Genomic DNA, 13859 nt, shown 5'->3' with positions numbered 1-13859 from the left:
TAACATAGTTGAAAAACATAAAAAAGCAACCGCCTAAAAATTGAGCGGTTGCTTTTTGCATGATAGAAACCATTTTACTGTCAGAATGAAAAATAGGATTGTAGTAGATGATAAATTGTAAATAGATTAATGGCAATCCATATTAAACTAAATAAGGCCGTTGGCAAATGCGTGAGTTCTTTGAGTGTCGTGCCATCCCATGAGACATTTTGAAGTGAAAATGTTAGCTTAAAAATCGTCCAAGATGATTGGAGTACTTCGCCAAGTAGCACACCTAAAATAAAATGATAGCTAATAGAGACGATATAAAGCATCATTTGTTGATTATCACTTTGGAATAAAAAATATAATAAAGCGATGAGTAATAAGACAATTAAAATAGGGACTAATTTTCTTGATGTTAATGCTAGAAAATAAATGAAAATGATTAAGTAAGCAGTAATAAATAAACTAGGGTATTGATTTTCTAGCGCTAAAAAACCTAAAAGCAACATTAATGGTGGCATGATGTAACCGCCAAATGTTGTGATAGCTTGACCTAACGATGATTTAGATTGAGTAATCGCAAATCCTTGTTGAGAAGTTTCTATACGTTCTGAAGGTTTAGCAACAATAACTAAATCTTTTGCTTTACCACCACTTATTTTATTGAATAAGATATGGCCAAATTCATGCGTTAGTACTGGGATATAATTTAAATAAATATCGAGTATCTGATTTACAGATTTATATCTGTAAGTATGAATGATGATATAAATTAATGCGATAATCAGAACCCAAATTAAGTTGAGTTGTATTGTAGAACTAAAAAATGCTTGTATTTTTGTCATAATGTAACCTCGGTTTAGAATTCCTACAATCTCTTTTATAATTGAGATTGTTATAGCATAAACTTAATTATAAAGTAATTTAATATAGAAAGCATTTGGACTTTTGACGTAGATTGTGGTTAAAGTTGAATATTAAAAGCATGCGCATATAACGTTTAGAGTTGAATTTATGCTTATGATAATAAATTTAGATCAGTATAGGTTACAAAATCGTTTAATTTATAGTCACGTGTACTTATTGAATATGTTACTATAACAATAATAAATTGATAAGATGTATTTGAGTGAGGAGATTCTAAATCATGATGGAAAACAACCATATAGATAAAATAGATGTGTTATCTGTCTATTTTGATAATGTGACATTATTGGAAATGCGCAACAATATTAAGCGATTTTTTCTGGCAGATGAAGGGGAAAATTTATTTATCGTTACTGCAAATCCTGAAATTGTGGACTATGCTACAGAAAACGAAGCATATCGTAAATTAATTAATAGTGCAGATTATGTTATTCCAGATGGAACTGGTATAGTCAAAGCGGCAAGTATACTGAAGACACCATTGAAGACGCGAGTACCTGGAATTGAATTAATGGAAGAATGTTTAAAAATTGCAAATGCTAATAACCAAAAAGTTTTTTTATTAGGTGCTAAAAATGATGTTGTGATGAAGGCAGAACAGAAACTTACTGAGAAATATCCTGATATAAACTTTGATTTTCATCATGGTTTCTTTGATTTAACAGATGAAATGGTGTTAAAACAAGTCACATCATTTAATCCGGATTATATCTTTGTTGGTATGGGTTATCCGAGACAAGAGCAATGGATAGAGCGACATGCACACCGTTTTAATAAAACGGTACTCATGGGTGTAGGTGGCTCAATTGAAGTGTTTAGTGGAACGAAAAAAAGAGCGCCTGTATTATTTAGAAAAATGAATTTAGAATGGGTATATCGCTTACTTATTGATTGGAAACGTATCGGTAGAATCAAAGCAATTCCCAAATTTTTGTATAAAGTATTTAAATTGAGATTAAAGAAATAACATTAGAAAGCACAGTGATTGTAATCTGTTATTCATAAAACAGGTTGTAGTTTTAAGTTAGTGTCATAAGCAAAAAGTGTTACTTGAGCTGAATTTTACTTAAGTACATATAAATTAGGAGTCCGAGACATAGGTTTATTGATGTCTCGGACTCCTATTTAAATTTAAGTCATTTATTTTACAACAAATCTTGAACTATCTAAGTCATTTCTGAATTTCTTTTGTTCTCCTTTAGAACGCTTTTTAAAGTCGTTTAAGAATTTTTCATATTCAGGGAGAACGTCATCTAATTCACCGAATTGTTTAAGTTTGCCTGCTTCAATCCAAGCAATTTTAGTACAGAATTCACGTACTTGTTTCATATTATGACTAACAAAGAATATCGTTTTACCTTGTTCTTTATATTCAAATATCTTATCTAAACATTTTTGCGCAAAGGTTTGGTCACCTACAGATAATGCTTCGTCGATGACGAGAATGTCAGGGTTAGTTGTGATGTTGATAGAGAAACCAAGCTTAGCACGCATACCACTTGAATATTTTTTTACAGGTTGATATATAAATTCTCCTAGTTCACTAAATTCAATGATTTCAGGTGTGAGCTTTTTAATTTGCTTACGCGTAAAGCCCATACAAAGCATTTTGAATTCAATGTTTTCGATACCTGTTAATTGACCATTTAATCCTGCATTAATCGCAATGACACTTACATCACCATCACGTTTGATATCGCCTTCAGTAGGAGACAGAGAGCCACCAATCATATTACTCAAAGTAGATTTACCCGAGCCATTTATACCTACTAAACCGATGACATCACCTTCATAAGCCGTTAATGACAAATCATTTAATGCATAGAACGTTTTATTTTTATGAAAAGGAACAATGACATCCTTTAAACGTTCTTTATTATTACGATAAATACGATATTCTTTAGTTACATGTTCAATGTTAACCGATACGTTCATATTTTTACCTTCCTTGTTTACAGTTAATACCATTATATTATACATTATATTAGTTGTTAAATTTATTAACCTATTGTAAAGTAAGTGAGTACAATTTAACATAATTATTACTTATACAGTTGTTAAATTTTACTGAATATACATTATAAAATCAACTATTAATGATAAAGTTAAAAAATAATATAGATACGAAACGCTTTTATCTGAATTTATAATAACTATTTTTCATTATTTTAATATATAACATGCTAACTTAATAACACTTTTCAAAATGAGTCATATGCGAATAGAATGAAAGTTGTTATGTAACGACATAAAGCGTATATTGGAATTGAATACAATAAATAGCGTCATGAATAAATGATGATAAGCAAATCGATTGAAAGTGTGGTTTATTTAAATGAATGCAGTGTGGATAGTATTTAGAGAGCATTTTAAAAATTTCTATCTTATACAAAGGCTTGCGCAGTTCCAAGTGAAAATTACGAATACGAATAATTATTTAGGTATGGCTTGGGAATTAATTAATCCAGCGATGCAAATTATGGTTTATTGGTTTGTCTTTGGTCTGGGGATTAGAAGTAATAATCCTATAGACGGCGTGCCATTTATTTATTGGTTACTCGTAGGTATAAGTATGTGGTTCTTTGTTAACCAAGGTATTTTAGAAGGAACAAAGTCAATAGCAACGAAGTATAATCATGTAGCGAAAATGAATTTTCCGTTATCCATCATCCCTTCCTATATTGTAATGAGTAGATTCTACGGTCATCTAGCATTACTCGTTGTTGTTATATTCATATGTATGTTAGCTGGCTATTATCCAACAATTTATACATTACAACTGTTTTTATACGTACCATTTGCACTAATCCTTACAACAGCGATTGCTTTGTTCACCTCTACATTAGGTGTACTCGTTAAAGATACGCAACAGGCAATTCAAGCTTTAATGAGAATGGTATTCTTTGCTTCATCTATTTTAATTGTACCGCCAGAAGGTATTGTAAAAGATGTAATGAAATTAAATCCGATTTATTATTTAGTAGAGGCATATCGTTCTGCTGTGTTACACAAAGAGTGGTACTTTATTACACATTGGGAATTAACGTTGTATAACATGTTTATTATTATACTTCTGTTTATACTCGGTTCAATACTTCATATGCGTTATCGAGATCATTTTGCAGATTTCATGTAAATAAGTAGATATTTAAAGTATAGAGAATGCTGAATCAATGAATTTAGCGCGTAATATATTGAAATCAAAGTCTGAGACATAATGATATGTCTCAGACTTTTTTACACTCAACATAATTGCTTACTACGCTTTAAAACTACTGTGATTTGCGTGAAATGAGCCGTATAAATGCACGAATATAAGTGCATGTAATCCTATTAAAATGTTGGCGGTTATTATAAAGGCGTTTCAACATTTGTATTAAGTATGAAATGCGAGGGATCTACGGATTTGCATTGGTTCAATAAAATTGAGTATTTCAAATGGATAAATAGGATTTTTCTATAATTTTCTATTTATGATAGATATAATATAAACAAGCGCATTGAAAAAATAATTGGCGGTGAACGTAGTGAGACAACTTATTAAAAAATTATATATGGGTATAATTCGCTTTTTGAATTTAATATATAAAAAGAAGAAAGTACAAAGTAAGCATATTGTTATCATGATGACATTTGCTGAAGACGTGTGTCCAATCGTTGAAGCATTATACCGAAAAGGGTACGCAATCACTGTGATTGGAAATGAAGCAAATCGTAAATATTTACAACAATTTGAAACAATAAACTTTTTACCAGCGGGTAATAAGCGTGTATTTAAACATATCAAAGCACTTAGTTCTGCAAAAGTCATCGTTATTGATACGTATTATTTAATGCTTGGAGGATTAAAGAAAAAACCGAACCAAACCATTATTCAAACATGGCATGCAGCAGGTGCATTGAAACAATTTGGATTAACGGATCATCAAGTGGATTTATCCAATGCTAAAATGGTGAGTCAGTATAGAAAAGTCTATAATGCGACAGATAAGTATTTGGTAGGCGGTGAGCCAATGGTTGAGTGTTTCAAAGCATCTTTTGAAGCGACAGACGACCAATTTTTAAGAACTGGACTACCAAGGTTGGTTCCTTATACAAGACTCGATGTAGTAAAAAGGCAGAATGAATTGAAAAAACAATATGGTATAGAGGGAAAGGTAGCAATATACGTCCCCACTTATCGTGAACATAAGCAAGCCAATCGTCAAATTGATAAAAGCCAATTTGAAGCAGCATTACCAGAGTATACGCTACTTAGCAAGTTACATCCTTCTATCGCAACAGAAGACCAAACAGCGATTAATTTACAATCAATGATGATTTTAGCGGATGTGATCATAAGTGATTATAGCTCATTAGCGATTGAAGCTAGTATTTTAGATAAGCCTTCATTATTTTATGTCTATGATGAAGCACAGTATGAGGAAGAGCGAGGATTAAATATATTTTATAAAGCTATTCCTGAAGCATATAAAGCCTATACAGAAACAGAATTAATAGAAAAGCTAAAAGATCATGATGTACAATTAACCCCTTTATTTAATGATTGGCACGAGTATAATGCCAAAGACAGTTTGACTAAAGTTATTAATGAGATAGAGAAAATGGTGAAAATATGAAAATTTCAATTATCATTCCTGTATTTAATGCAGTGAATACAATTCGTAGAGCAATTGCATCCGTTGATACGAAACAAAATTATGAAATTATATGTATCAATGATGGCTCAACAGACGATAGTAAAATAGAACTCGAAAAACTTCAAAATGAATACAAGCATGTCATTATTATTAATCAAGAGAATCAAGGTGCGGCAGCTAGTAGAAATGTTGGGCTTGCTAATATGACAGGTGATGTATTTATGTTTTTAGATGCAGATGATGAATTTTTGCCAAGCAGAATTGATTTTATGGCAGATTATTATCAGCAAGATGACAATGTGGATATTGTAATTGGTCAAATTGGTCGTGAAAAAGATGGCGATTGGCAAACGATTTATTCGCATCAAGCTATTCAAAAACTTGATAAAGTCAATCTCGCACAATGTCCAGATATGATGCAATCTATCGGTCCGGGCGCTAAAATGTTTAACGCCAAATTTGCAGACTTACGCTTCGATGAAGATGTGGTGTTCTGTGAAGAACATACGTTTATTGTTAATGCATATATAAAAGCACATGATATTCAACTATTACCTGATATTGTGTATGGTTATAACGAGCAAGAAGGGTCCGTAACAGATCAACGTGCAGATCAATTTGCTTCGTATATGCAAGATGCAGTTAAAGTAAGAGCGCGTGTTATGGATACGTTATTACTTAGAGAATCAAGAATTTATTATAGCTACCGCATGGATGAGTTGATTGTCAGTTATTTATTGCAATCATATATTGAAAAGCATGACATAATAACACAACAATTATTAGATTTAGTTATTGCATACATGATGGAAATGCAGAAAACAGATTACGATGGTGCAGCGATGTTTAGAATTGTAAAAGTGATTGAGCAAGGCAGTAAAAAGTGGAATAAAACGCTGTATCAACAATGGAGAGATACATTGTTAAAGGTTGGTATTGGTAGACCGAATTATTATCGCTTTAAAGCGGAAATTTTACCCAAACGCGCTCGATTCAGAGGAAGAATGAAATTGAAACAAATTTTAAACCGATAAAAACAGTCGATATTCGTAAACTTGTATGGGATATGCTATAATTTTTTAAAATGTAAAATTTAAGTAAATTTTTTGTTAAGGAGTATAGTTTATGAAACGAGTAATTACCTATGGCACATATGATTTATTACATTATGGTCATATTGAATTGTTAAGAAGAGCAAGAGAAATGGGTGACTATTTAATAGTTGCTTTATCAACAGATGAGTTTAATCGCATTAAAAATAAAAAATCTTATTATAACTTTGAACAACGTAAAATGATGTTAGAATCCATACGTTATGTTGACCTTGTTATCCCAGAAAGTGGTTGGGGCCAAAAAGAAATTGACGTTGATCGCTATGAAGTGGATACTTTTGTAATGGGCCATGATTGGGAAGGCGAATTTGATTTCTTAAAAGACAAATGTGAAGTGATATATCTTAATCGTACAGAGGGTATATCTACAACTAAAATTAAAAAAGAATTATATGGTGATAGTGAAAAGTAAAATGTGCTATATAAATGGAACTTGTTTTGAAAAAATTAAATAACACATAAAAAGGTTGTTGAGGTGAACTGACTTCAACAACCTTTTTATGTGTAAAAAATGGAAGTGGTACAGAAATCAAATTTTTTATTGAGATTTCGTAGTCCCACTCCCATCGGGTAATATTATTTTTTATTACGTGATTTTTTTCTGAATAAGTCGATAATAAGATAAATAACAATGGCTATGGCTACAATGATTAAAATGGTACCTAATAATGTTAAGATTGGATGTTCATCCCAAGATGATTTTACAATTGTTGTTGCTTGATGTACAAGTGGTTTATTAACATTAACTGATGGTGGACCATATTTATCTGAAATAAATTCACGGTCATAGTCGATATGTGCTTTGTCATCTTCAATAACGACTTTGTAGTCGTTTTTATCGAAGTCTTTTGGTAATACATCGTAAAGATCTTTTTCAACAAAATACGTTTTACCGTTAATTTTTTGTTCGCCTTTTGATAATATTTTTGTATATTTATATTGATCAAAGGACATGTTCATCAATCCATTACCTATCATATTACGTTGTTTTTCGCCGCCAAGGTTTTTATAGTCGCCGGCGCCCATGATAACTTGATTAATTCGGAAACCATCACGTTTGGTTGTAATGGTATGGTTGTAATCGGCGATATCACTTGAACCTGTTTTTAATCCGTCAGTACCTTCTAGGCTCATATCGGCACCTTCAAGTGAATGGTTAAATGTATAATAAGTTACACCGTGTTGGGTTGGCGCAAGTTGTTTAGTAAAATCTAAAATTTTTGGTGTATCTTGTACAGCATGTTGTGATAAAATGCCAAAGTCTTTAGCAGTTGACGTATTATTGTCTTCGTTTTTGTATTTTTTAGGTGCGAAATCTTTTAATTGTTTATTTTCAGCACCAGTAGGGTTTACAAAATGCGTATCTTTCATGCCTAATGATTTTGCTTTTGAATTCATCTTGTCTGTAAAGTCTGAAAGATTCCCAGAAACTTCTTTAGCTAAAATAAGCGCAGCAGCATTACTAGAGTTAGACACCGTAATTTGTAATAACTCTTTGATCGTATATGTTTCACCTGGATAAAGTTTTGTATTACTTAGTTCAGGAAGTGTAGACATTCTATAGTGTTCATCTGTGATTTTAACCTTATCATTTAAAGACAAATCACCTTTATTTACTGCTTCGAGTGTTAAATACATGGTCATTAATTTAGTCATCGAAGCGGGATACCATGTTTTATTGATATTGTATTGATATAATAGTTGCCCTGTTTGCGAAACATTAATGGCGCCTTCTGGTTGATATGAATCTGTGACATTATAGCCATATTGATTAGCAGCCTGAGTTGGCGTAATGCTTTCAGCTTGTGCAAAAGGTGTTATAATTGTACCAACGAAGAGTACAGTTATAATAGTTAGTATAAACTTTCTCATAATGACATTCCCTCTTAATATATTCAGTTTTGGTGCAATAGAAATATTTTAGCATATTGTAAACTTATAATAAAATATAACCCTATTAGTTTAGGGTATTTGTGGAATGGAAAAGAGTTGTGTAAAATAGAATCAGTTGAATTGTAATTCATTTAATGAAATTTTTAAATATCTGCTCAATTATCGTATAAAAGAAATAAAAATTTTATGAAGAGGTAAAAAGCATGAAGCAAGAGAATCCATTATTCTACTTATTCAAAAAATTATCATGGCCGGTAGGGTTGATTATTATTGCCGTATTGATTTCTTCATTAGGTAGTATTACAGGACTACTCGTACCATTTTTCACAGGTAAGCTTGTGGACAAATTTTCATTTGAAAATATGAATGGGATGTTTGTCGCTGGATTCATTTCTATTTTTATAGTAAATGCATTATTGAGTGGGATTGGTTTATATTTACTAAGCAAAATTGGAGAAAAAATTATTTATGCCATTCGTTCTGTGTTATGGCGCCATATCATTCATTTGAAAATGCCATTCTTTGATCAAAACGAAAGTGGGCAATTAATGAGTCGTTTAACAGATGATACGAAAGTAATTAATGAATTTATTTCTCAGAAATTACCCAATCTCTTACCTTCTGTGTTAACGATCATTGGATCTATGATTATGTTATTTGTCATGGATTGGCAGATGACGTTATTAACATTTATTACGATACCTATTTTTGTATTGATTATGATACCACTCGGTAAAGTAATGCAAAACATTTCTAAAAAAACTCAGTCAGAAATCGCGAATTTCAGTGGTTTGTTAGGACGTGTTTTAACAGAAATGCGTTTAGTAAAGGTTTCTCATACTGAAGATTTAGAATTGGATAATGCACATAAAAATTTAAAAGAAATATACTTTTTAGGATTGAAACAGGCTAAAATTACTGCCATCATCCAACCGATATCAGGTGTGATTATGCTACTCACGATTGCCATTATATTAGGTTTTGGTGCAATCAGAATTTCGACAGGGGCAATAACAGCCGGTACGTTAATTGCCATGATATTTTATGTAATCCAACTGTCATCCCCATTAATTAATTTATCAACTTTAGTTACAGACTATAAAAAGGCAGTTGGTGCCAGTAGTCGTATCTATGAAATTATGGAAGAACCAACGGAAATTTTAAATGTCACTCAAGCATCAGAAATTAATGATGGCAGCTTAATATTTGAAAACGTTGATTTTAAGTATGGTACGAAACCCATACTTTCGGATGTTAATTTTGAAATACCTCCAAGTAAAGTCACAGCATTTGTAGGTCCCTCAGGATCAGGTAAGAGTACAATCTTTAATATTATAGAGCGTATGTACGATATTGAAGATGGCGATATTACATATGGTGGTAATTCAATTTACGATATTGCATTAGGTCAATGGCGTGAAAAAATAGGCTATGTCATGCAATCCAATTCAATGATGAACGGTACTATTAAGGATAATATTTTATATGGTATTAATCGGGAAGTCACTGATGAAGAATTGATTCATTACGCGAAGTTAGCAAATTGTCATGAATTTATTGAAAAGTTTGAAGATGGTTACGATACGGTCGTCGGTGAACGTGGATTGAAACTATCAGGTGGCCAACGTCAACGTATCGATATTGCCCGTAGTTTTGTTAAAAATCCAGATATCTTATTACTTGATGAAGCTACTGCTAATTTAGATAGTGAGAGCGAACGGAAAATACAAGACGCATTAGAGGAATTAATGGAAAATCGTACGACGGTTGTTATCGCACATAGACTTTCTACTATTAAAAAAGCGGAGCAAATTATCTTTATTGATGCTGGGAAAGTAACAGGTAGAGGTACACATCAAGAACTAATTACTAATCATGAAAAATATCAACAATTTGTAAACACACAGAACTTAACAAAATAAAAAGAACAGAAACGGCTTCATTTGTTTATCAAATGAAGCCGTTTTCATAATTAAATACGAATATTTTAGGAAGTCAATGACTGATTTTTCGAAATAAAACGAACTATAAAATAGTTATTTTATATAAAGTACATGCGTGCTATAATTATTAAGTAGATTCAAAGTAATGTCTTATGAAAGTATAACTCATTTATTATGATGATTGAACAAACTAAAAATTAGAAGAAAAAAGGATAAATGGAAAGTTGAAACTTAATAATTAATGCATGCGTTATTAAGGATGGAGACAATTTGTTTATTTATATTTTCAAAATACATAGCAACAGGTGTACTTTCAAACATACATTGATAACAATGATTTAAATTAGAAATGGTGGGTGTAGTGATGTTCTTAGTGATAAACATAATAGGATTGTTTGTATTTTTAGGGATTGCAGTCTTATTTTCTAGAAACAAAAAGCATATTCAATGGAAATCTATTGCTATTTTAGTATTAATAAATTTATTCTTAGCATGGTTTTTAATGTACTTTCCTTGGGGGAAAACAGCAGTACAATCGTTAGCGAATGGTATTTCTTGGGTGATTGATTCTGCACATGCTGGGACAGGCTTTGCATTTGCAAGTTGGGTGAAACCAGGTGCAATGGACATGGCAGTAAGTGCTTTATTCCCAATTTTATTAGTTGTACCATTATTCGATATTTTAATGTACTTTAATATATTACCAAAAGTCATTGGTGGTATAGGTTGGGTATTAGCGAAAGTTACAAGACAACCTAAGTTCGAGTCATTCTTCAGTATCGAAATGATGTTCTTAGGTAATACAGAAGCTTTAGCTGTTTCAAATGAACAATTGAAGCGTATGAAAGAAACACGTGTGTTAACTGTTGCAATGATGGCAATGAGTTCGATATCTGGCGCCATTGTTGGTGCATATGTCTCTATGGTTCCAGGTGATTTGGTACTAACTGCTATTCCATTAAATATTATTAATGCAATTATTGTTTCATCAATATTAAATCCAGTCACTCTTGAAGAAAAAGAAGATATTATTTACAGTATTCAAAATGATGAAGTGGAACGCCAACCGTTCTTCTCATTCTTAGGTGACTCTGTACTTAATGCTGGTAAATTGATTCTAATAATTGTGGCGTTTGTTATTAGTTTTGTAGCTTTATCAGACTTAATTGATCGATTAATTAACTTAATAACTGGCATCGTGGGAAGTTGGGCAGGTATTAAAGGTAGTTTCGGTCTAGATCAAATACTCGGTGCGTTCATGTATCCATTCGCACTACTATTAGGTTTACCATGGGGCGAAGCATGGATTGTAGCACAACAAATGGCTAAAAAAATTGTTACAAATGAGTTCGTTGTGATGGGGCAAATTAAAGACGTCGTTGATTCCTATTCACCACATAGACGTGCAGTAATCACAACATTTTTAATCTCATTTGCTAACTTCTCAACAATCGGTATGATTGTAGGTACTTTGAAAGGAATCGTGGATAAGAAAACATCCGATTTTGTCTCACAATATGTGCCAATGTTATTACTTGCTGGTATTTTAGTATCATTAATGACTGCAGGTTTCGTTGGATTATTTGCTTGGTAAGTTGAATGAGATTTCATTTTAAAATGCATAATTAATCCATATTGATGTGAAGCATGCGAAGTATACTTATATACAGGATTTAAAATGCTTATATGTTTTTTATCTCGAACCCATTTTGGAGTGTATAGGAACTTAATTTTTTCTAAATTAGGTTTCTGTACACTCTTTTTTTATTGTTTAAAAGCGTGGCATCGTTTTGTTGAAGAAGTCCTATCACATAAGTACTGTATTGATAAGGCTAGGTATCAAAAAACACAATAAAAAACCAAGTAATTGAAGTGAGGAGACACATTCATCATTACTTGGTTTTTACGGGAAATGAATTAATTGTACATAATTAGTAAGGACTAGGTACTAAAAATATACTCGAGCAAAAATTGTTTTGTTTGTTACTATAAACAACACAAAGGAGATGGCTTCTTATTGGCTATCAATAAGAAGATAGATTTTATTATAGCAAACAGAGATGTATAAGTAAACAGAAATTTCAGAATTTTTAAACTTTAAAAAGTTGAGATATAAAGTATCGGCAGTATCATAGCGATTTAGGCCGATGAATTGGGCTTTTGCGACAATATAGATGTTGTGGTATTGACGATTATTTGCTAACATTCAATTGATTGAAGCAAATCGAAGGGGGTCGTGTGGGTGAATAAAACAGTACGTGATTTAATATTAGTCGTTTTTGGATCATTTATATTTTCAGCTGGCGTAAATACATTTATCATATCTGCTGATTTAGGTGAAGGAGGCGTAACTGGTATAGCGATTGTTCTGTACTATGCCTTTCACATTTCTCCAGGTATCACAAACTTTGTCTTTAACGCATTGCTAATTGCGATAGGCTATAAATTTTTAAGCAAGAGAAGTATGTACTTAACGATAGTTGCAACCATACTTATCTCTATATTCTTAGAGTTTACCGAAAGCTGGAAGATTGAAACCGGTAATATTTTAGTGAATGCAGTATTTGGCGGTACATGTGTCGGACTCGGTATCGGGATTATTGTACTTGCCGGTGGCACAACAGCGGGAACAACGATTTTAGCGCGCATTGCCAATAAATATTTAGATGTCAGTACACCGTATGCATTGCTATTCTTTGACTTGATTGTCGTAGCGATTTCATTATCGGTTATTCCAATTTCTAGCGCACTCGTAACAGTGATTTCGCTATACATTGGTACCAAAGTGATGGATTATGTAATAGAAGGTTTGAATACGAAAAAAGCAATGACCATTATTTCAAGCAAGCCAGATGAAATTGCTAAAGTAATAGATGAGCAAGTAGGACGTGGACTTACCATTTTAAATGGACGTGGCTATTTTTCTAAACAAGAAAAAGATATCTTGTATGTTGTAATAACTAAGACACAGGTCACACGTGCAAAACGCTTAATTAGAAAAATAGACAGCGACGCCTTTTTAGTAATACATGATGTACGAGATGTATATGGTAACGGTTTTTTAATCGACGAACATTAAAAATAAATTAATTCACTTTTAGCCTTTAATTTATGAAGTAATTCATAACTAAAGGCTATTTATTTTGCTTAAAAAGCTCCCCTGAAAACGAACATATAAGCAACTGAAAATAAAAAGTATATAGATATAAACAGATTATAAAGTAAAGAAATACTATAAAAACATTTGATAGTCAATAGGTTTAAAAAATGATATAATGACATCTATGATAATGATTATCATTTAAAAAATATGGAAAATTTATAAGTCAATAGATAAAATTTATAAGGGAATAAACAGG

General features: G+C 31.8%; 11 protein-coding genes. 8 read left to right on the top strand and 3 right to left on the bottom strand.

What is annotated here, in order from left to right:
- Nucleotides 1-80 precede the first annotated feature (80 nt).
- A complete protein-coding gene (locus SSP_RS10430; protein ID WP_011303727.1) occupies nt 81-830 on the bottom strand; it encodes a M50 family metallopeptidase in 750 nt (249 codons plus the stop codon).
- A 302-nt stretch (nt 831-1132) separates the two neighbouring features.
- Between SSP_RS10430 and tarA the strand changes: the two genes are divergently transcribed.
- Nucleotides 1133-1879: an N-acetylglucosaminyldiphosphoundecaprenol N-acetyl-beta-D-mannosaminyltransferase TarA gene (gene tarA, locus SSP_RS10425; RefSeq protein ID WP_011303726.1), complete on the top strand. Its 747-nt coding sequence runs from the start codon at nt 1133-1135 to the stop codon at nt 1877-1879.
- A 173-nt stretch (nt 1880-2052) separates the two neighbouring features.
- Here the strand turns inward: tarA and tagH are convergent, their stop codons facing one another.
- A complete protein-coding gene (gene tagH, locus SSP_RS10420; RefSeq protein ID WP_011303725.1) occupies nt 2053-2847 on the bottom strand; it encodes a teichoic acids export ABC transporter ATP-binding subunit TagH in 795 nt (264 codons plus the stop codon).
- Nucleotides 2848-3247: 400 nt separating this feature from the next.
- Between tagH and SSP_RS10415 the strand changes: the two genes are divergently transcribed.
- The 4 genes from SSP_RS10415 (at nt 3248) to tagD (ending at nt 7076) form a co-directional block, all read left to right on the top strand.
- A complete protein-coding gene (locus tag SSP_RS10415) occupies nt 3248-4048 on the top strand; it encodes an ABC transporter permease (protein WP_011303724.1) in 801 nt (266 codons plus the stop codon).
- 391 nt (nt 4049-4439) lie between these two features.
- On the top strand, nt 4440-5531 hold the full coding sequence (gene tarB, locus SSP_RS10410; RefSeq protein WP_011303723.1) for a teichoic acid glycerol-phosphate primase TarB: 1092 nt from the start codon (nt 4440-4442) through the stop codon (nt 5529-5531).
- On the top strand, nt 5528-6586 hold the full coding sequence (locus SSP_RS10405) for a glycosyltransferase family 2 protein (RefSeq protein ID WP_011303722.1): 1059 nt from the start codon (nt 5528-5530) through the stop codon (nt 6584-6586). Before tarB ends, SSP_RS10405 begins: the two co-directional genes overlap by 4 nt.
- Before the next feature lie 91 nt (nt 6587-6677).
- The gene (tagD, locus tag SSP_RS10400; protein ID WP_002484019.1) at nt 6678-7076 is read left to right on the top strand and encodes a glycerol-3-phosphate cytidylyltransferase; all 399 of its coding nucleotides are present in this window, start codon (nt 6678-6680) and stop codon (nt 7074-7076) included.
- Nucleotides 7077-7240: 164 nt separating this feature from the next.
- Here the strand turns inward: tagD and pbp4 are convergent, their stop codons facing one another.
- Nucleotides 7241-8536 (bottom strand): penicillin-binding protein PBP4, encoded by a 1296-nt coding sequence (pbp4, locus tag SSP_RS10395; protein ID WP_011303721.1) that lies wholly within the window; start codon nt 8534-8536, stop codon nt 7241-7243.
- A 224-nt stretch (nt 8537-8760) separates the two neighbouring features.
- Between pbp4 and SSP_RS10390 the strand changes: the two genes are divergently transcribed.
- From SSP_RS10390 to SSP_RS10380, 3 genes are all read left to right on the top strand, one after another.
- The gene (locus SSP_RS10390) at nt 8761-10479 is read left to right on the top strand and encodes an ABC transporter ATP-binding protein (RefSeq protein WP_011303720.1); all 1719 of its coding nucleotides are present in this window, start codon (nt 8761-8763) and stop codon (nt 10477-10479) included.
- Nucleotides 10480-10864: 385 nt separating this feature from the next.
- Complete coding sequence (locus tag SSP_RS10385; protein ID WP_011303719.1) at nt 10865-12094, top strand: NupC/NupG family nucleoside CNT transporter; 1230 nt, start codon at nt 10865-10867, stop codon at nt 12092-12094.
- Between the two features lie 648 nt (nt 12095-12742).
- Nucleotides 12743-13579, top strand: coding sequence for a YitT family protein (locus SSP_RS10380; RefSeq protein WP_002484015.1), 837 nt, complete (start codon nt 12743-12745; stop codon nt 13577-13579).
- Nucleotides 13580-13859 lie beyond the last annotated feature (280 nt).

The sequence above is a fragment of the Staphylococcus saprophyticus subsp. saprophyticus ATCC 15305 = NCTC 7292 genome (assembly GCF_000010125.1).
Classification (GTDB): Bacteria; Bacillota; Bacilli; order Staphylococcales; family Staphylococcaceae; genus Staphylococcus; species Staphylococcus saprophyticus.
Note: the sequence above shows the minus strand (reverse complement) of the source record. Positions and strands in the feature narration are given on the sequence as shown.

Coding starts and splice junctions, on each gene's coding strand:
- SSP_RS10430 (WP_011303727.1), bottom strand. CDS start 830: ATGACAAAAATACAAGCATTTTTTAGTTCTACAATACAACTCAACTTA.
- tarA (WP_011303726.1), top strand. CDS start 1,133: ATGATGGAAAACAACCATATAGATAAAATAGATGTGTTATCTGTCTAT.
- tagH (WP_011303725.1), bottom strand. CDS start 2,847: ATGAACGTATCGGTTAACATTGAACATGTAACTAAAGAATATCGTATT.
- SSP_RS10415 (WP_011303724.1), top strand. CDS start 3,248: ATGAATGCAGTGTGGATAGTATTTAGAGAGCATTTTAAAAATTTCTAT.
- SSP_RS10405 (WP_011303722.1), top strand. CDS start 5,528: ATGAAAATTTCAATTATCATTCCTGTATTTAATGCAGTGAATACAATT.
- tagD (WP_002484019.1), top strand. CDS start 6,678: ATGAAACGAGTAATTACCTATGGCACATATGATTTATTACATTATGGT.
- pbp4 (WP_011303721.1), bottom strand. CDS start 8,536: ATGAGAAAGTTTATACTAACTATTATAACTGTACTCTTCGTTGGTACA.
- SSP_RS10390 (WP_011303720.1), top strand. CDS start 8,761: ATGAAGCAAGAGAATCCATTATTCTACTTATTCAAAAAATTATCATGG.
- SSP_RS10385 (WP_011303719.1), top strand. CDS start 10,865: ATGTTCTTAGTGATAAACATAATAGGATTGTTTGTATTTTTAGGGATT.